The 19448-nt window shown below is 43.8% G+C and carries 15 protein-coding genes; 5 read left to right on the top strand and 10 right to left on the bottom strand.

The window, feature by feature from the left end:
- The first annotated feature begins 1 nt into the window (after position 1).
- Entirely contained in the window at positions 2-466 is a 465-nt protein-coding gene (locus BJP34_RS12340; RefSeq protein ID WP_070392602.1) for an NUDIX domain-containing protein, read from the top strand.
- 203 nt (positions 467-669) lie between these two features.
- Here the strand turns inward: BJP34_RS12340 and sodC are convergent, their stop codons facing one another.
- The 9 genes from sodC to BJP34_RS12300 all read right to left on the bottom strand — a co-directional run bounded on the left by sodC (position 670) and on the right by BJP34_RS12300 (position 10152).
- Positions 670-1200 carry a superoxide dismutase family protein gene (gene sodC / locus BJP34_RS12335; protein WP_070392601.1) on the bottom strand — a complete coding sequence of 177 codons (531 nt, stop codon included), beginning with the start codon at positions 1198-1200 and terminating at the stop codon, positions 670-672.
- A 148-nt stretch (positions 1201-1348) separates the two neighbouring features.
- Positions 1349-2098, bottom strand: coding sequence for a class I SAM-dependent methyltransferase (locus tag BJP34_RS12330; RefSeq protein WP_070392600.1), 750 nt, complete (start codon positions 2096-2098; stop codon positions 1349-1351).
- Positions 2099-2415: 317 nt separating this feature from the next.
- Positions 2416-2757 carry a hypothetical protein gene (locus BJP34_RS12325; RefSeq protein ID WP_070392599.1) on the bottom strand — a complete coding sequence of 114 codons (342 nt, stop codon included), beginning with the start codon at positions 2755-2757 and terminating at the stop codon, positions 2416-2418.
- 136 nt (positions 2758-2893) lie between these two features.
- Positions 2894-3235, bottom strand: a complete 342-nt coding sequence (locus BJP34_RS12320) for a hypothetical protein (RefSeq protein ID WP_070392598.1) — start codon at positions 3233-3235, stop codon at positions 2894-2896.
- Positions 3236-3435: 200 nt separating this feature from the next.
- A complete protein-coding gene (locus BJP34_RS12315) occupies positions 3436-4950 on the bottom strand; it encodes a hypothetical protein (RefSeq protein WP_070392597.1) in 1515 nt (504 codons plus the stop codon).
- Positions 4947-5315: a hypothetical protein gene (locus BJP34_RS12310; protein ID WP_070392596.1), complete on the bottom strand. Its 369-nt coding sequence runs from the start codon at positions 5313-5315 to the stop codon at positions 4947-4949. The genes BJP34_RS12315 and BJP34_RS12310 overlap by 4 nt, the downstream gene beginning before the upstream one ends.
- Before the next feature lie 33 nt (positions 5316-5348).
- Positions 5349-9314, bottom strand: a complete 3966-nt coding sequence (locus tag BJP34_RS12305; protein ID WP_070392595.1) for a CHAT domain-containing protein — start codon at positions 9312-9314, stop codon at positions 5349-5351.
- A 22-nt stretch (positions 9315-9336) separates the two neighbouring features.
- A complete protein-coding gene (locus BJP34_RS47325) occupies positions 9337-9480 on the bottom strand; it encodes a hypothetical protein (protein WP_229424330.1) in 144 nt (47 codons plus the stop codon).
- A gap of 333 nt (positions 9481-9813) precedes the next feature.
- Positions 9814-10152 (bottom strand): hypothetical protein, encoded by a 339-nt coding sequence (locus BJP34_RS12300; RefSeq protein WP_202972091.1) that lies wholly within the window; start codon positions 10150-10152, stop codon positions 9814-9816.
- 326 nt (positions 10153-10478) lie between these two features.
- Between BJP34_RS12300 and BJP34_RS43040 the strand changes: the two genes are divergently transcribed.
- The 4 genes from BJP34_RS43040 to BJP34_RS12285 all read left to right on the top strand — a co-directional run bounded on the left by BJP34_RS43040 (position 10479) and on the right by BJP34_RS12285 (position 18258).
- Positions 10479-10640, top strand: coding sequence for a hypothetical protein (locus BJP34_RS43040; protein ID WP_158517154.1), 162 nt, complete (start codon positions 10479-10481; stop codon positions 10638-10640).
- Between the two features lie 1174 nt (positions 10641-11814).
- Positions 11815-12567, top strand: coding sequence for a PEP-CTERM sorting domain-containing protein (locus tag BJP34_RS12295; protein ID WP_083305118.1), 753 nt, complete (start codon positions 11815-11817; stop codon positions 12565-12567).
- A gap of 593 nt (positions 12568-13160) precedes the next feature.
- A complete protein-coding gene (locus BJP34_RS12290) occupies positions 13161-14756 on the top strand; it encodes an efflux RND transporter periplasmic adaptor subunit (protein WP_070392593.1) in 1596 nt (531 codons plus the stop codon).
- 283 nt (positions 14757-15039) lie between these two features.
- Positions 15040-18258 carry an efflux RND transporter permease subunit gene (locus BJP34_RS12285; protein ID WP_070392592.1) on the top strand — a complete coding sequence of 1073 codons (3219 nt, stop codon included), beginning with the start codon at positions 15040-15042 and terminating at the stop codon, positions 18256-18258.
- 289 nt (positions 18259-18547) lie between these two features.
- Here the strand turns inward: BJP34_RS12285 and BJP34_RS12280 are convergent, their stop codons facing one another.
- Positions 18548-19291 (bottom strand): Uma2 family endonuclease, encoded by a 744-nt coding sequence (locus tag BJP34_RS12280; protein ID WP_083305117.1) that lies wholly within the window; start codon positions 19289-19291, stop codon positions 18548-18550.
- Positions 19292-19448 lie beyond the last annotated feature (157 nt).

Genomic DNA, 19448 nt, shown 5'->3' with positions numbered 1-19448 from the left:
AATGATTATTGATGAAACTTGGTACCAACGACCGCCTGGAGTTTCTGAGGCTACCTCGGCTGGTGGTATTGTTGCCCGCCGTTGGGAGCAGCAGATATACATCGCTCTAGTTCAAGAAGGCAATAGACTGGAATACGTTTTACCCAAAGGTCATGTAGAACCAGGAGAAAGCTTTTTAGAGGCGGCAGAGCGAGAAATTTCGGAAGAAGCGGGCTTAAATGATCTAAAATTTATAGCTGAACTGGGAGTTAAGGAACGATTAGACTTTGCCAAACAGTGTTGGAAAAAGACTTACTATTTTCTGTTCATTACTGACCAAATTGACGGTACTCCTACTGATCCACATCTCAGTTACCAGCTGCGGTGGTTTCCTATAGATGAATTACCAACATTATTCTGGCCAGAACAACAAGAACTGATTAAAACCAATAGTAGGCTGATCCAAAAGTCTTTAGGGATTGAATAGGAAATGGGGAATATATAGCAATTCTCATAGCTATGAGCGACATTGCTTATCCCTTGAAGGCAAAAGGCTTGCATACAAAAGGCAATATTCATGAATGGTTTTAAGCGATGCAGCCTCAACTGAAACTGTACCTCATAAGTACGATAAAAGCTATAAAATTCCCCATCCCTTAGCTCCGTTAACTGAAAAGCACAACACTGTGGCTAAATCACACCACAAGCCGCTCGAGCACCACCCCCTCCCAAGGGTTTGGGAGTGTCTGAATAATTGTCACCTTGGGCGTGAATGATCAGAGAGTGACCCTTAAGGTCAGCAACCTTTAACCGTGGGGCTACGACTGGAGTGTTAGCAACACCCTGTTGATTAAACACTAGCCGTGGCAAATCACCTAAATGACCATTACCGAATGGTCCTTCGTGTTTGCCGGTATTTTCTGGATCATAATGACCACCAGCAGCTAAGCCTGGAACTACTTTACCTTCCTTCTGGGCTGGACCACAGTTGGGCTTTGTATGGACATGGAAGCCATGTTCTCCAGGAGTTAATCCAGACAGATTCGAGGTTAGCTGCAGACCCTTCTCGGTTTCGGTTGCTTTGACAATGCCAATCTCTTCACCAATGCCTTTGGTATCAGTCAAGTGCATGGTGACGCTTAGTGGTTTTGACGCAGATTGATTTGAACAAGCCGAGATTAGAAATATTGCGATCGCAGCTAATAGGCTGATAATTTTCATAATCAACTACACCCCACTTACAGATAGGTCTCCAAGGATTTGAGATCCTTTGGGATTTCCGTTTCCCTATTCCCTACCGTACCTGATTTCTGAGGATTTATGAGCTTGAGCTGAGTTTCCGATCCTTCTACCTCAACCTGGCACCCATTCATCCCACCCCTAGCTGGAGTGGGCTTTTAGCGCTACTCTTGTAAAAGCACAACACTTGGCTAGTGTTGAGGGGATCCCGATACAGACACTCAACCCGATTAAAATCATGTTTGTGGGCAAGGGATTGCAGGGTTGTTTGGGTTTCGGGAAAATCACTAGACAATATATGACCCTCGACCATGGAAACTTCTTCCGGAGTCAGTGTAGCCCAGTCTTGGTAGACACCCTCTAGGTAACGTCTTAGATAGGCGTCTCGGGTTTCTCCATCTGTGGAAACTATATCGATCAGAATAAAAACACCATCAGCTTTTAGGAGATGGCTAAGCTGAGCCATAATACCATCTTTTTGCTCAAAACTGAGGTGATGGAACGCAAAAGAACTTAGAATCCCGTCGAAGCTATCCTGCTGCTTTTGTGCCAACTCAGAAACTACTTCAAAGAAGTCGCCCTGGATCAATGTCTGTTCGCAGGGGATAGAATTGAGGTTATCACGAGCAATCTCTAGTGCTGGCTCAGAGAGGTCAATACCTTTGTAGGAAGCAATCGTGGTATTGGCTAAAGCCTGAGCCGTGAAGCTAGCATCACCGCAGCCTAGGTCAAGCATGGAGAAGGGGGTTGGAAAGTAGCTGACTAGAAATGCGTGTAAGATGCCGTAAATTTCACGGTGTTTCATGTAATTGTTAGTCAGTATTTTTTGATAGAGTTGCCACTGACTCTCAAAGATATTAGGTGACTGTTCTGTTTTCATAAAACACCTTTTTTGTACTTTGGAAAAACCACTTATAGTTTATGTTACTTCTTAAAAAAAACATAGTGAAATTCAAACCCCAGCTAGGATTTGAGATTTCGTAAGCTATCAGCGTGTCGCGTATCAGCTATCAGCTAATGGGCTACCTCACAGCGTCGTTCGCACAGCGTGGCCAAACGCGCCCCGCGTGGCCTAAAGGCCAAGGCCAAAGCCTGTGCCACGCACGCTACTTGAGGTGCTATTAGCTATGGTGCTTTGGAATAAAATAAGCTGACCGCTGACTGTTGACCGCTGACCGCTAAATGCTTACCTCAGTATTAATCCCGATCCAGGTTGGATAGTTGACTGTTTACATGAGCCAGATAGCTAGAATCATTGATGGTTTCTGGGGATAATCTTCCTCTTTCAATAGCACTGGCTACTAGGTCTTTGGCGGTAATTCTCTTGGTTTTTACAGCGCTGATGAAACCAGCATTACTGGGAATACCTTGCTCAGAAAAGTAACCTTGATAACCGAGATAGACCAGGTTAAAGGGTTGAACTTCGACTATATTGTTACGGCTGGTGGTAGAGTTGGCAGCGATTTCTGATGCTAAGACGGGAGTGGTAGCGGTAGCAATCAATAACGTGCCTAAACTGCCAAGTACGATACCTTTCATGTTTGTTTCTCCTAAGATTGATTTGCTTAATTGGTTAACTACTTATATTTAATTAATAGAATGTAGGTCTTAACTTATGTAAGTATTCAGCTAATGGGCTACGCCAACAGTTATCAGCTAAATGCTTACCTAAGTATTAATCCCGATCCAGGTTGGATAGTTCAGTGTTCACATAAGCTAGATAGCTAGAATCATTGATAGTTTCTGGGGATAATCTTCCTCTTTCAATAGCACTGGCTACGAGGTCTTTGGCGGTAATTCTCTTGGTTTTTACAGCGCTGATGAAACTAGCATTACTGGGAATACCTTGCTCAGAAAAGTAACCTTGATAACCGAGATAGACCAGGTTAAAGGGTTTAACTTCGACAATATTGTTACGGCTGGTGGTAGAGTTGGCAGCGATTTCTGATGCTAAGACGGGAGTGGTAGCGGTAGCAATCAATAAAGTGCCTAAACTGCCAAGTACGATACCTTTCATGTTTGTTTCTCCTGGGGTTGATTCGCTTAACTGCTTTCCTGTAATTACTAGAATGCAGGTCTTAACTGAGGAGGCAGTGACCCTTAACTGAGAATTTGATAAGGTGTTGCTTAGGAAACTGAATTTACCTTAAAGGGAGTCTGAGGTCGGGACTGTGGGGAGGCTGAAGCTCTTTAAGCATATGGGCTACGGGCATATACTTACTTTCTTCGCCACCACCAGAGAATAATGCCGACAGGAGTTGCTAAGATAACTCCTACTAGGAGATGAAAGACTATATCTAGGAAACTGTAGCCGACATAACTAGGAAGATTAGCGTCTTTAGCTTCTTTGGAAACTGATAAAATTTTCTCGGTAGCCTCAGAGGCAACTTGGGAAGAAACACTGCTGAGGGTTGCACCTGTAGCGACTACACTAATCACTAGTTCTAATTGTTGTTGCCGTTTTTGGGCAGCCGCTTCGTTAGCTTGTAAGGTTTCCTGTAAATTGCGATCGCTTTCTGCTTGCTTAACCTCGATCATGCCGCAAATCGTGGCAGTCATCTGATCACATAAGTTTTGACCAGCTCTAAGGTAGTTGAGGTCTACTTGAATCTGAGTTTGAAATTGCTTACAGGTGGAGTCAAGGAAGGTTTGTAGAAATCCCAGGTCATCCTTGGGCAAACTCAATGCTTTAATGTTCTCTAACTTGGAAGTATAGTTCTCGATGTTGGTAGTAATCGCAGTTCTGTGGTCTTCCATGTCCCGGAGGTATTTAGCATAGTGAAATGCCCGTTGGGGTATTTCCTTGAGCCACTGGTTGAGTTCCTCTAGGGTTTCTTCAGGGGGTTGAATTAATTGCTCTACTTTTTGCTCTAATTCCCTATAGAGTTCCAAGGCTTGATCATGACAGTAGCGAGATTGAGAATAAGCGTAAAGTATTTTACTGCGACAACAGAGCAAATTGAGCAATGAGTGGTAACCCTCAACGCTTTTATCCAAAGTTTCAGGATGAGAGTCTAACCACACCAGAATGTGACAGCCTTCCCTGGGCGTCTGTTTATCATTATCGTATTCAAAAATAGGACTACCGAAGAGTTGACCCGTTGCTGATAGTTGGGGATAGTCTGCTGTTTCCTTGACTAACGCTGCAACACAGTGATTAGCAAAGTCCTCATAGGCGGATTCTTCCACATTAACTGGTTTAACAAATAGCAGTAGGGTTTGTCCGATGGAAGCTTGGATTTTGTCAGTGGGATTGAGCTGACTTAGGTCGGCTAACTCTACGGTTTCACGGTAACGTAGGGTCAGGTCAAGGGCATAGGTATCGTGAATGCGCAGGGGATAAATTTCTCCCATCAGGCGCAGACCATTTTTATCTGAGTCACTGTGAAAACGCAGCTGACGGGCTTGATCTGATTGGGGGTCTTTCCTCACCAATTCCAGCCAATCATCTAGATAGGGTTTTTCCTCTGCTGTTGCTTCTTGGTCTTCATTGCTGGGATGGTAGTGGTACTGAGAACCTTTTGGATCGTAAGTGTAGCTGCGGAGTTCTGTTTTGAGAGATTTGAGGAGTTGGATGTTCCGGTGTTCCCCAAGGGCAACACATTGTTCCCACAGTTGGTTAGCATTGTCCATCACCTCTTGCTTGCCTTTGGTAATGTCTTGGCGCAGCTGAAAGGCACAGAGGGTCAAGCTAGGATTTTGTACTTTCCATGCTGTGGGTGTCTGGTTCATTTGCTAGAGTCTGGTGGTTTTTGCTCCTTAGTAGCTTCGGGAGTAGTTTCGGGGAAACTTTCCCGCATCTGGTTTTTTATGTTTGTTTTGTAGTCTTCGGGTTTAGGCTTGGGATTAGATTCACCTGGACCCATCTGTTTTCTAGGTGTTGAACCAAATAATCTTGTTCTGGTTTTACTCAAAGCCTTGCGTATGTCGCGGTATTCTTTGCACCAAGTGGAGATGGCATCTGAGAGTGATTCAACATCTTCTGGAAACTTATCTATTTGTTGCTTTAAATCAACTATATTTTTCTCTGAAAAAAGAGAGGGCTGGTATTTTATTATATGAATAAAAGCTTCGATGTTCTGTTTAGATAGTGACATAATAAAAATTATAAGATAGATCTGGAGTGAGCTCTATTTACCGATGGCACAAAATGCAGCCCAGTAATAAGGTGATTGGAAAGGCTGTTCTTTTGTTTCCTCATCCTCAAACCAATCAAACAAGGCATCTTCCTGAGTGGGAGTCAGGGACAGATGGTTTGTCCACTCTTCTAATTCTTCTTTAGTAACCTCCCGCAGCCATGTTTGAGCTTGGTTGAGGGCAACCGCAATTTCACCCGTTTCTCTGGTGGGAAACTGACTTAGGTTTTGATAAAATTTAATCATTAAGAAGGCAGTGGCAAATTCATTCACTGTCCAGAGGCTGCTGACAACGCTGGGACTACCGGCGTAGAGGAAACCACTGGGCAAACTAATGTATTCATCGCTGCTGTAATCATAAGTACTACCAGCAACTGCAGTAATGCCTGTTTCACAAGCAGAGAGGGTGACAAGGCGGCATTGATTGAGACTAAGTCCAAAGATTTCCGTTAAGGTAAGGCGTTCATATTTTTTGGAAAAAACATACCGCATTAAACTGTATGATCGTGATTCTACCGCCCACATAAAGAGATATATTTGCCAAAGGATGGTATTTTGATCTTTGGCTAAAATCAGTGCTGATTCTAGGGGTGATTCTAGATTAAACTCACCATGACAATAAAAATCAATACAGTGGGATAGGGGCATCTCTTGACTGGTCTTAACAGCAGCTTTGGTTGCATCCTGCTTGGCTAAGACTTGGGGAAATTTGGAAAAAAGATACCGCAAATAGCTGTATGCTCGTGGTTTTAGCTGCCACATCAAAAGATATATTATTTGCCAAAACCAGAATAATGGGAGAATGTTGTTAACTTTGAAGTCGGCGTAGTCTAGGTCCTTAGTCGGGTTTTGGATAGCAAAGAGCTTACTGAAATCGGGACGCTCTTGATTTTGACTCAGTTGCAGTAATTGGCAACTGGGAGCATATCGAACTCCTTTCGGGAACAAGTCAAGTAAGTAAGCATTGTTAGTGTGGGTATTTTGCTCACTGTTGTTTGCCTGTTGCTCCCTATTCTTGATGGGCAAAGCATGAAGGGGGAACAAATGTAAGAAGCGATGGGGGATGAGAATCAACTGCTCACACTTTTGGGGGAGTTCAGCGAGAATTTCCTCTATATGCAGAATCTGGGCTAATCGGCTTAGTAGGTTATCCAATTTAGTCTGCCACTGGTCTTTTTTCTCGTAGTAAGTAGCCAAATATTCATTAGTCAAATCAAAAAGGGCTTTTAAGTCTTCAAAAGATGATTGCCTAACCTGTGGCTGCTGATTTTGATTGGTTATGGTAAAGGCTATAATCTGATTGTTTGTGATATACCACTGAATAATAGCAGTGTGGTCATCAATCAGGGCTTGGATATCACTAAAGGGAATCGGTTCAACCTGTTGGGTGAATTTAAAACTAAGATCTAGTTGGTTGATTTCCTTGAGTAAGTTATCCTGCTCATGTTTTAAGTCCTTTAACCTTTGCTGCTGTGTCTTGATAGTTTCGCGGTATTTCTGATCTGACTCCCGATTTCTTGTTACTATCTCTAACTCTCGCTGTATTACTGGGATTTCCCGTCGCAGTTGTTCTAGTTGCTGGCAGTGAGCTTGGTGAACCTCTGGGTTGGGGTAGCGATCGCGTTTAGGATAGAGGTTTTTGTTAGCTAGGAGGTCTACTAGGTTTCTACCTTTGCTACGTTCAGCATATTCAATTGCTTCGGTGGGTTTATCCAGTTCCAGGCAGACTTCAACCATCCTGCTGTAGACTTGGTTGTATTTTTCAGCTAGTTTTTGTTTGTCTGCTTCGATCCCAGAACCAAAGACAATCTCACCACGGAGGGATTCTACTGTTTCGATAGCGTCAGCAAAAACATTGTAGGCGTTGGTAAACTTTTGAGCCTCTTGGTAGGCAAGCCCAAGGTTAAATAAGGTTTCGGCATGGTCTTGGGGAAAAGCCTCAGGGGTGCATACTTTCAAAGCCCTTTGGTAAGCCTTGATGGCGGCTTTGAGGTTGTCTGCCTTCTTTCCCCTGATTCTGTATAAGTAGGCATTCCCCACATTATTTTGAGTCATTGCCCACTCTTGGGGAAAAGCCTTACGGGTGTACACTTCCAAAGCTGCTTGGTAAGCATTGATGGCATCTTCGAGGTTGTCTGGGTTCTGTCGGCTGATTCTGTTACTGTAGGCATTTCCCAGACTATTTTGAGTCATTGCCCACTGTTGGGGAAAAGCCTCACGGGTGTAAACTTCCAAAGCCCCTTGGTAAGCCTTGATGGGGGCTTCGAGGTTGTCTGCCTTCTCTTCCCTGATTCTGTCACTGTAGGCATTCCCCAGATTATGTTGAATGGTTGCCCACTGTTGGGGAAAAGCCTCACGGGTGTAAACTTCCAAAGCCCCTTGGAAAGTCTTGATCGCTGCTTCGAGGTTGTCTGCCTTCTCTCCCCTGATTCTGTTACTGTAGGCATTTCCCAGATTATTTTGAATCTGTGCCCACTGTTGGGGAAAAGCCTCACGGGTGTACACTTCCAAAGCCCTTTGGTAAGAATTGATGGCGGCTTCGAGGTTGCCTGCCTTCTCTTCCCTGATTCTTTCACGGTAGGCATTTCCCAGACTATTTTGAGTCATTGCCCAATCTTCGGGAAAAGCCTCAAGGGTGTAAACTTGCAAAGCTGCTTGGTAAGCTGTGATGGCGGCTTCGAGGTTGTCCGCCTTCTCTCCCCTGATTCTGTCACTGTAGGCATTCCCCAGATTATGTTGAATGGTTGCCCACTGTTGGGGAAAAGCCTGACGGGTGTACACTTCCAAAGCCCTTTGATAAGCTGTGATGGCGGGTTCGAGGTTGTCTGCCTTCTCTCCCCTGATTAGACTTCTTGCAGAAGTCAGGAGATAGGAGACAGGAGACAGAAAATAGTAACAATAATTGACGAAAACAGTATCAAAAAAATACTTTTGCAAGAGGTCTATTCTTTCACTGTAGGCAGTTGCCAGATTATTTTGAGTCATTGCCCACTGTTGGGGAAAAGCCTGACGGGTGCGCACTTCCAAAGCCCCTTGGTAAGCTTTGATGGCTGATTTGAGGTTGTCTGCCTTGTCTCCCCTGATTCTGTATAAGTAAGCATTTCCCAGATTATTTTGAATCTGTGCCCACTGTTGGGGAAAAGCCTGACGGGTGTACACTTCCAAAGCCCCTTGGTAAGCTGTGATGGCGGCTTCGAGGTTGTCTGCCTTGTCTCCCCTGATTCTGTATAAGTAAGCATTTCCCAGATTATTTTGAATCTGTGCCCACTGTTGGGGAAAAGCCTGACGGGTGTACACTTCCAAAGCCCCTTGGTAAGCTGTGATGGCGGCTTCGAGGTTGTCTGCCTTCTCTCCCCTGATTCTTTCACGGTAGGCATTTCCAAGATTATTTTGAGTGGTTGCCCATTGCTGGGGAAAAGCCTGACGGGTGCGCACTTGCAAAGCCCCTTGGTAAGCTGTGATGGCGGCTTCGAGGTTGTCTGCCTTCTCTCCCCTGATTCTTTCACAGTAGGTATTCCCCAGATTATTTTGAAGGGTTGCCCATTGTTCGGAAAAAGCCTCACAGGTAAACACAGTGCCAACCACCTCATAGCCAGTAATGGCAATCTCTAAGTTAGTCGCCCTACTGCCTTGGGGAAACTCCTGAATTAGAGTACTGAAATTGCCAATCATCCCTGCGATGCCTTGGGCTTGTTCTGGTTCTACTTCTGCCAGAGTCACCGTTGCCCAGTCTCCCAATACCAATGCCAAGTTATCATCTAGCTTCTCTAAGTTTGCTTGCAGCAGGGCATAAACCACTTGCGGGTTACCTTTGCTTTTTGCAGTTGCCTGCAATACCTCCATCAGGAAATTAAGTTGGGAGTCGGCAGTCGGCAATTGCGAAGAGGTAGGACTTGTTGATGACAATCCCAGAGTCTTCGCTAGCTGACGGGCAACATTAGTTAAAAAATTACGCAGCATCTTTATTGCCCTCCTTTCCCAACTACTCCGCCACCTGTAGCATCACCTGCACCAACCCCCCATCTACTAAATCCCAGTGGGAGTTCAAAATCTCTTCCTTGCCACTGGGACAATTCAGCAGCATTTGAATCAGCCTGAGATAGGCTTGGAGGCGTTCTTCATCCATGATTATTCCTGAGGGGGGCGACAGGAAAGCTGAAATCCTTACTGGGTAATAATTTCAGCGTTATAAGAGTTTGAGCTTCCAGGAAATAAATCGAGGGTCAATTTCCGAATAAAGCCATAGCTGATTAGACTCAAAGCCTTATCTAGTAAGCTTTTCATGGCTCATGTCCCCCCTCAGGATTATTCTTAGTGAAGTGATAATATGCCCCAAAAAGGAATACCACTGGGGAAATTGGGAAGTAGAATCCTACCCAGAATCAGGGCGTTGCTGAATCTGGGTATGATTGGGCGATCATCTGGTTTTGTTAAAGCCCCCAAACTATGGTGCTAGAACTCAATTTAGCTCTGGGTCAGCACTGTCAATAGTTCGACGGATGCGTCGTTTGCGCTCAGTTCTACGCACACCCCCTGCCATTTCATATTCAAAGCTATTTTTGCCATACTTAACAGCAACAGCCATTAGCATTTTCTCACTGAGGCCCCCCAATACCTCTTCTGCTTCTAAAAGATTATTATAGGCCGCATCAACAGTTGAGAGGATAGTGTTGTAAGTTTCTAGTTTTTCTCTCACAGATTGGATAGATGCTTCCAACTCCTGAATTGTCATTCCATTGCCTAAATCGAGCTTATCGTTAATAGATTTAAGACTAGCAATTCGCCGTTCTGCATTCATCAATTTTATTGAATTTCGCTTGAGTTGAGCCATATATTATCTTGCAATAATTAAGATTAAATCAACTATAATGCTCCCAAAAAAACAGCAATGTAATCATAAAAAATTTTCCATTTTTTATGAGGTATTGATATAATTTTCCTGAGAGAATCAGTAAATTTATTGATAGCAAGTATAGCAGAAGTCAGAAGTCAGAAGTCAGAAGTCAGAAGTCAGAAGTCAAACTCTTGCGCTTATTTAGGTTTGAGACTTTTGTCATGTCCTAACTGCCCTGGCGACTGCTATACCTCGACAAAAATACACCTCACTTCTTGATGCAATAGCGAGTGGGGGAAACCCCCAAGACCGCGCTGCATCGCTGTATGAACTTATGTAAAGTTGCCAACAGTCCCTCTGCTCCCTGTTCCCTGTTCCCTGTTCCCTGTTCCCTGTTCCCTGTTCCCTTTGCTATAGCACCGATTAAACAGCAAACCAGTACTGGTATGTGAGAAATTAGTACCCCTTAACGAAAAATGGGTAGCCGATTGTTACCCATGGATACTGCTTAACCAGAAACCAGTATTGCTATGTGAAAAACCAGTACCCATTTGTTATACATAGGTACCCGTTTGTTAGACATGGGTACTGTTTAACCAGAAACCAGTACTGGTATATGAGAAACTAGTGCCCGTTTCTTGCTAAGAGGTTGTCTGAGAAGTCTCATTTGCTACATCCAAGCCCCGGTTGGTCCCCCAAGCGAGGGATTGCTCGCTTGGGGGACTTTTACCAGCAAATTGATTCTTGTTCCCCCCAGAATTGGGGGGCTAGGGGGGCAAAATTCAATATCAAAAAACTTTTCAGATATCCTCTAATCGGTACTAGTTAGCGGTAAATGGGTACTTCTGTATTATACATCAGTATCCGGTCTGGTTTGTTGTTGACCGTTGACCGTTGACGGTTAATCAGAGACTTCAGTCATAGTGCCCTAGGTCAGGTTACTTGAGGTGGAAATTTAAATGCATCTTAGCGAACCAAAGTATAGGGTTTTTATTTGAGATGTAAACATAGGATGCATCAAGACAGCGAACTGGTAAAAGCGATGCAGCAATATTGTTTATGACCTATTTGTAAATGCTATCAATTCGTAATTATCTCTTATCAAAAGATAATTCATCCAAACTTTATTAAGTTAAAGATTAAGTGAATTTAACTTTGAGTAGATCAATTATCAAAGATTTATATGTAATAGTATTGTTGGAAAATAAATTAGTCATCAACGTTAATTAGTTCATTGTTTTCATAGCTACCAACCTAAAGCCGTCAAAGAAAAGACCCCCATCTAGGGATAATCATCAACAATGAACACTATCCTTAGAGATCCTTAGAGGAGGTAGCGCGGTCTTGGGGGTTCCCCCCATGAGCGACTACCGGTCACGCAGCTTAAGTTCCTAGAGATTTTTATCATTAGTGACATCCATGCTTAGACTAGTTGGCTTGGATGGGTCAGATCATGGTGCTTGCTTATTAAGAGGCTCTAGATTTTAGAATTAATTGATTTGAGCCCCTTGATGTTTAGATGATCTGAGTTTTTAAGTAATTTTCCAATCCTCTTCAAATAGTTCGCTCAAATAGTATCGTCGCGAAAACCATAGCATTTTACCTAAAAAAGGAGGAATCAAGTTTATGTCTACTCGTCAATTGTTCAATGTCTTAACCCTATGCTCAGGTACAGTAAGTTTAGTTAGTGCCGCAACTCTTTTAAGTGCTAACCCAGCTCTGGCAATTGTCAATGGCAGTTTTGAAACTGGTGATTTCACCGAATGGGCAACCATAGGCGACACTAGTATTCAAACAGCCGCGTTTGGAAGTGGTCCAACCGATGGAGACTTCCAAGCTCTACTAACCACTGGTTTTTTTGGCTCAGTTCCTGTCTCAGATATAGAAACATTTCTAGGATTAACAGCTGGAAGCCTAGCTACTATCCCTAATCTTCCCAATGTAGACACTCCCAGAGAGGGTTCTGCAATTCAACAAACTTTCACCGCCCATGCCGGAGATGTTTTGACTTTTGATTGGAACTTTCTCACGGAGGAATCCACATCTTCTTTTGATCCAGCACGTTTTAACGATTTTTCCTTCGTGAGCATAGCTAAAATGGTAGATGGGCTAGCTGACACCAACTCCCCACTATTCATAGACTCTTTGACACCTTTCTTTCAAGAGACTGGCTTTCAGAGTTTTTCGTATACCTTTGAGACCTCCGGAACCTTTAGTTTAGGACTTGGAGTCTTGGACGAGGATGATACTGCTGTTAGCTCTGGACTGCTGATTGACAATGTTGAGCTCACACCTGTTCCGGAACCTGCTTCAATTTTGGGATTACTAGCATTAAGTGCTTTGGGAACAGGTGCAGCTTTCAAAAAAAAGACTGCTTAAGCATATGGGCACTTATCACAGGCTAGAAGCCTGTTCCACGCACGCTACTTGAGGTGCGGTCAGCGCACAAAATAAATTCTTGTAATTAGTTTGAATTAATTATCAAAAAACCCCACTGGTTTAAGACACTGGTGGGGTTAATTTATAATTTATGATTTATGATTTGTAATTTGTAATTTGTCCACAAATTAACCAAGATTACAATGCAGCCATTAATTTATCCCGTCTGGCATACAGCTGAAAGCCTATAGAGGGATAACCGCTCCCTACTCCCTACTCCCTACTCCCTACTCCCTACTCCCTACTCCCTACTCCCTACTCCCTACTTTAATACAATTATTCATCGGTTTTAGTACTTATCCTGATTTCAACAGAGGTTTTGAAGTTGTATACTTGACAAAACTTCAGAGAATGCTATACCACGGGTTTATGGCAGGGTTGCTCCAACTGATATATTAGATATCTGCTTGTTATGATGCGCGCTTGTGGCATTTCTCTAGAAACAGACTCCTTGGTGACAGGCGATATACCTATACTGGGCTACCCAAAAATACTTAAGACTTCTTAAGAGTTGATGCTACAGGAAATAAACAATGAAATCAAATCCTTTGCCTCAAAAGCACTTGTCCTCACCTCAACCAATTCAAGAAGACATTGATCAAGGGGTTCAACAGCAACAACAAGACCGATTACCCGAACTAGAAACGGAAGCTGCCAGGGAAGCAACCAATACCCCCGCCCATCCCTCCCGCAAAAAGCGACCGATGTGGCCTTTTCTACTGCTCGGTATCGGTATTCTAGCATTGGGTGCGATCGCTTTCAAACAGTCCCAACCTAATCCCGAGGTATCACAAAACACCATCACAGCAGTCCCAGCTGAACCTAACCGGTTACCTGTACGAGCCACCCCAGTCAAAATTTATCCACTGCAACAGTTAGTCTTTGGCAATGGTTTCGTTTCAGCAGTGCGAGGCAAACACCTGACCTTCCAAACCTCAGGAACTATCACCTATCTCAAAAAAGTTAATGGACGGGATCTGCGAGAGGGAGATTTTGTCAAAAAGGGTGAATTACTAGCAAAATTAGATGACCGCAGACTGCGAGCAGAGCTGGCACAAGCTCAAGCCCAAACGGCTGAAGCTCAGACCCAACGGGTAACAGCAAAAGCCAACTTGTCTCAAGCTCAAGCAAACGTAGAACAAGCCAAAGCACAAGTACTGAGCAACCAAGCCCAGTTTGAAGTAGCAAAAAATGATTTTGATTTAGCGATATCTGAATTCAAACGTCGTCTAGAACTTTTCGATGCCGGTGTGATCTCAGAGAGTGATGTTGATGTCTACAGAAATAGAGCCGAGGATGCTCAATCCCAAGTCAGAGCAGCACAAGCTCAAGTTAATGCTGCCTTGAGCAATGTCAAAGCGGCTGAAAGTCAGTTAGCATCTGCCCAGTCACAATTAACTGCTACTGTTGCCCAGATTTCTTCAGCCAAGGCTGGGCAAACTCGCTCTACCATTAGTTTAGAAGATACGGAGATTGTAGCACCTTTTGATGGAATTGTAGCCCACCTTAATATCCGAGAGGGAGACTTCTGGACAACCCAAATTTTAAACAGTTTAAACACTGGTGATTATCAGACTGTAGTCGATTCAGTGCCTATCATTGTCAATGACCCTAGCGCTTATGAAGTTATTGTCGAACTACCCACCTTTTATGGCCCATTGGTGCAACCGGGTCAATCAGCTTATGTGGTGTTAGATCAAGACATGAGTACTGCCTCTAGTAGAGGCATGACCCAACAGGAATTGTTTCGCCTTGCTAAAGCCCGAGGCGCAATTTTTTCAGTCAGTCCTTCGGTTAACCCTGGTGAGCGTTCTGTAAACGTGACCATCCGCCTGTACCAAGGAAGTAAGAATGTACTGGATGGGGAGCGAGTTTCTCTTTGGATCGCTGTGGCAGAAAACCCCACAGCCCTAAGTGTTCCTCTTAATGCAATTGTCTACCGAGACCAGAAACCCTATGTATTTGTTGTAAATCAACAAGAAAACGTCGTCAAACTGCGTCCGGTAACAGCGGGGATTAGGGGGATTTCTATGCAAGAAATTACAAGTGGTGTTGAAGTTGGCGACTTAGTGGTCACAGAAGGACTAAATCGCTTAGTTGATGGCACACCAGTTGAAGTGATTGACTAGCAATTTGGAAAGTTTGTAATTGGTCAATCGCTATCGGCCAAGCCGACGCTGCTTAACGCGCTCCAATTCAAAATTATCAATTCAAAATTCAAAAATACCCCACGAATGAATTCGGGGGCTTGAAACAAGGATGCCACCCCAATAGTATTTTTACATAAATGAATTCAGGGGCTTGTATCCGGTGTCAAAAATTCAAAATTATAAGGCTATTAATTTTGAATTTTGAATTTGGCATTTTGAATTAAAAAATGGTCAGATGACGTTTTCCTTTGGTAGGTAATTGATGAGTAGTAAGCTGGTTTCATCCAACTATAAACCTGAGGCTTTACAGGATAAATTACATCATAATGGCCATGATGTGCCAGATGTTAACCAAGCCTCAGGTTTAGCTAAATTCTTTTTCCTTAAAACAGTATTTGGTATTCTCTTGATCGTTTTGCTAACCTTGGGTGGATTGATGGGTTATCAGTCCATGGTCAAAGAAGCCGATCCAGATGTGGAAATTCCCATGGCGATAGTGACTACTAGTTGGCCAGGGGCTGACCCAGAAACCATAGAAACTCAAGTCACCGATAAAATTGAAAAAGAACTCAAATCCCTAAAGGGATTGAAGAAAGTTGAGAGTGCTTCTTTCAACGGTTTCTCCCAAATATCAGTGGAATTTCAAGCTAATGCCAATGTTCAGGAGTCGATGGCACTGCTGCGGCAAAAAGTCGATGATGCTGAACCAGAGATTAATTCAGAGGCTAATCAACCAAATATACAGCAAATCTCTGCCCAAGATGTACCAATTTTCTCGATTGCTTTATATGGTAATCTCGATCCGGCGGTGTTCAGTCGGGCGGCGGAAGATATTCAAGAAAGACTCGAAAAAGTCTCGGATGTACGGGAGGTTAATGTAGCAGGACAACGGAAAGAAGTTATCAATGTCCAACTTATCCCCAGCCGCATGATTACTTTGGGGATTTCCCCAACCACAGTAAGTGACCGCCTCAGAGTTGCTAACCAGGATATGCCCTGGGACCAGATTGAAAATGAACAGATTGGGGCTCAGGTACGATTGTACGGTAGGTTTCGTACCTTGGAAGATTTACGTAGCTTGCCTATCACTCGTTTGGGTGGTAGTTATGGTAGGGTAGTGCGCCTAGATGAAGTTGCCTTAGTACGTCGGGATTTGGAAAGGGAAAAGACTCGTGCTTTCATTAGTTGGCGGGGTTCTGAGTTTGAACCTACCGTCAGCATGGATGTAGTGAAAGTACCAGGGTCTGACTCGATTAACGTCATCGAAAAAACCTTAGAAGAACTGGAGTCTCTCAAGCAAGACCTCAATGTCTGGCCTTTTGGGATGGATTATCGGATTACCTACAGGCAGGACGAACAGATTCACGATGAGCAGAATAACCTGATCAGTAATGTGATTCAGGCAGTGGTTGGTGTTTTTATCATCTTGTTCATTGCCCTGACCTGGCGAGAAGCCATAATTGCTGGGTTATCGATTCCTTTAACCTTTCTCGGAGCTATATTTCTGCTCTGGCTTGGTGGGTACACCCTCAACAATATGATCTTATATGGGATGGTCATAGCACTAGGATTGCTGGTGGATGTATTCATCTTAATGATGGAGGGGATGCATGATGGACTGTTTGTGGAAGGGTTAACCTTTAATCAGGCAGCCCTTAAGACTGTGAGAACCTATGCAGCACCAGCCTTTTCCGGTCAGCTAACAACCATTCTAGCTATGGCACCCCTGCTGGTAATTAGTGGCACGATGGGCAAGTTTGTACGCTTGATGCCCATCACAGCAATTATCTGTCTGTTGCTCAGTTATGCGATCGCTTTATTAGTTGATATACCTTTGTCTCGGTTTGTGTTAGGTAATGTCAAAGGCGGGATGCAAAAAACCCGCATTGATAAACTAACCGAATTCGCCTCTGAATGGTTTAAAAACTGGAGTCTCAAGTTTACAGTACGTAACCGAGCAATAGCTGGTGCTTGGATTGTCGGCACTGTAGTTCTTTTTATGACCTCTTTGGTGGCGGTTGCGCAATTACCAGGAACGCTTTTTCCTGATGCTGACACCCGCCCTACCAGTATCAATGTGGAATTACCCCCCACAGCCACCTTGGCAAAGTCTCAACAAGTGGCAGATGATTTAGGAGAAATTTTGCGTTCCAAGGATTATTTTGAAAGTGTCACCAAATTAGTTGGTCAAAAAAGTGGTTTAGTGGCAGAGAGTGGTCTTAAGCCGACACAGGATAACTATTTACTAGGCTTCTCAGCACTATTTACCAAAAAAAACGAGCGCGACCAGTTGTCCTATGAGTATATAGATGACTTGCGAACAGAACTGAATCAGGCCATCCGTAATTATCCTGGAGCATCCCTAGTCATCAATGTTCCTGGTACTGCTGAAGGCGGAGACCCCATTGCCATTGAGCTAAAAGGCAATGACATGAACACACTGCGGCAGATTTCCGGTGAAGTCCAATTAGCACTGCGCCAGATTGATGGGACTGAAGATGTCCGTGATGGCTTGGGAGACTTGCGCAACGATATCAAACTTCGACCCAAACGGGAAGCTATGGATTTTTATGGCATCACTGAAAATGACCTAGCCATGCAGGGACGATACATTATGACCGATAACGAGATTACAGACTCTGCCATTAGAGCAGGAAAAGACGACTTAGAAATTCGCCTGAGTACTGCGTGGCCTTCCCGCAATGGCGCTGTAGGTGGTCCCACTCGTCGTGATGAGTTGAGAATGATTCAACTGTTTTCATCAGACCACGGAGCAATATCGGGAGAGGCGATATTGGATGTTGAGCAGAGTATGGCTCCCCTATCGATTACCCATACAGATACCGAACGCACAGTTACTGTTTATTCTAAAGCTAAAGGTCGCACTCCTGGAGAGATTTTGGCAGAATTACAGCCAAAATTAGAGCAAATGAAGAAAACCTGGTCTCCAGGTTATGATTACAAATTTGGCGGACAGGCTGAAACTGAAAGTGAGACGTTTGGTTCCGCAATTAACATGTCCTATGTATCAATTTTCTTAGTTTTTTCGGTACTGGTGCTGCAATTTGGCTCTTTTAGCCAGCCTTTCATTATTATGCTCTCTATCCCCTTTGCTTTGATTGGCACTTTTAGTGGTTTCTCTTTGCTCGGGATACCCCTTTCGTTTCCTGCCATTATTGGGATTATTTCTCTAGTGGGAATTGTAGTTAATGATTCCATCGTGATCGTAGAAACCATGAACAAGCATCGCTCAAGTGGAATGAAAGTGCGGCAAGCTGCAGCTCATGGTGCTTCTGACCGATTGCGCCCAGTACTCACCACCAGTATTACCACCATGGTTGGTTTGATTCCTTTAGCACTAAGTGATCCCGGTTGGTTTCCGTTGTGTATGGCAATTATCTTCGGTTTATGTGCCTCAACCTTGAGTGCGTTGCTAGTGATTCCTTGTTTGTATTTACAGTTGACGCCAAATCAGAGATAGGCAGGAGGCAAGAGGCATACTAGCAAGAGGCATGCTAGCAAGAGGCAAGGGGCAAGAGGCAAGAGGCAAGAGGCAAGAGGCATGCTAGCAATAGGCAAATGTTGGTTTTAGTTATAGTTTTTTAGGTTTGAAACATCTAACACCTCAAAGACTTTAAAGATTTACTAATTTTGCCAAAAGGGATAATCCTAGTAATTGATCATAACTACTATTATTAGTAATAAACTCGACTAGGTGACGACTCTTGCCTCTTGCTCTTTGCCTCTTGCCCTTTGCCTCTTGTTATTGTTCAAACTTCTTCTGGATTAACTCCCATGGCTCGTAAGCGAGCAGCAAGTTTGTCAGCCCGTTCTTGAGCGATCGCCGCTTGTTGTTGAGCGATCGCCGCTTGTTGTTGAGCTTGAGCTGCATTTTCTTCAGGAGTAGGTAACACAATTCCCTCCAAAGTAGCCCAACGCAGCCAAGTGGCCTCAACATCCTTGTAAAAGCCTGACCAACGCACTAAGGCTAACCCTAATCTTTCGCTAATTAGTCGCTCCTGTTCATCTTCACTTAAAGGTTGATAGACTCCATTGTCTAAGCTAAATCCCGCCAAATCTTCTGGATTAAACGGGTCGTACCAAAAATATTCCGGTACTCTGACTTGGTCTTGATAAACTAGCTTTTTGGTAGTTTTATCCGTCTTGGCTGTACTGTCAGAAATTAATTCAATGATCACATCAGGTGCTTTCCCTTCTTCCCAAACTACCCAACTGAGTCGTTCGCCTTTGGGAACTCCAAGCACTACAAAGACATCTGGACCACGGAAGTCTTGATTTTTAAGTTGTGCTTCACTGAAATGAAGAAACATATTACCGCCCACATAGCCATCCTCCCGCTGGGCCAACCAAGGCAATAACGGATCAATCAGCAATTGCATCTGGAGTTTATGTCGTTCAGTTTCCATCGGAATACCGTCATCACAGGGAAGATCATACTGAGTTGGCAGATAAGGAGTATTAGGCACAACAGCAGAGGTCATGGTTTTAGACATAGTTCTCTTTGGTGGTATCACCTACTCAAATTTAACGCCCATAGCTACGGTATCGTTGAAACTCGGGAAAAAATCCAGCGCTTGGATCTATCTTTTTTGCTAAAAATCTGGTATGGAAGTTCAAAATTAAATTATTGTTGATAGCGTTTCTGATAGG

The organism is Moorena producens PAL-8-15-08-1, assembly GCF_001767235.1.
GTDB classification, from domain to species: Bacteria; Cyanobacteriota; Cyanobacteriia; order Cyanobacteriales; family Coleofasciculaceae; genus Moorena; species Moorena producens_A.
Note: the sequence above shows the minus strand (reverse complement) of the source record. Positions and strands in the feature narration are given on the sequence as shown.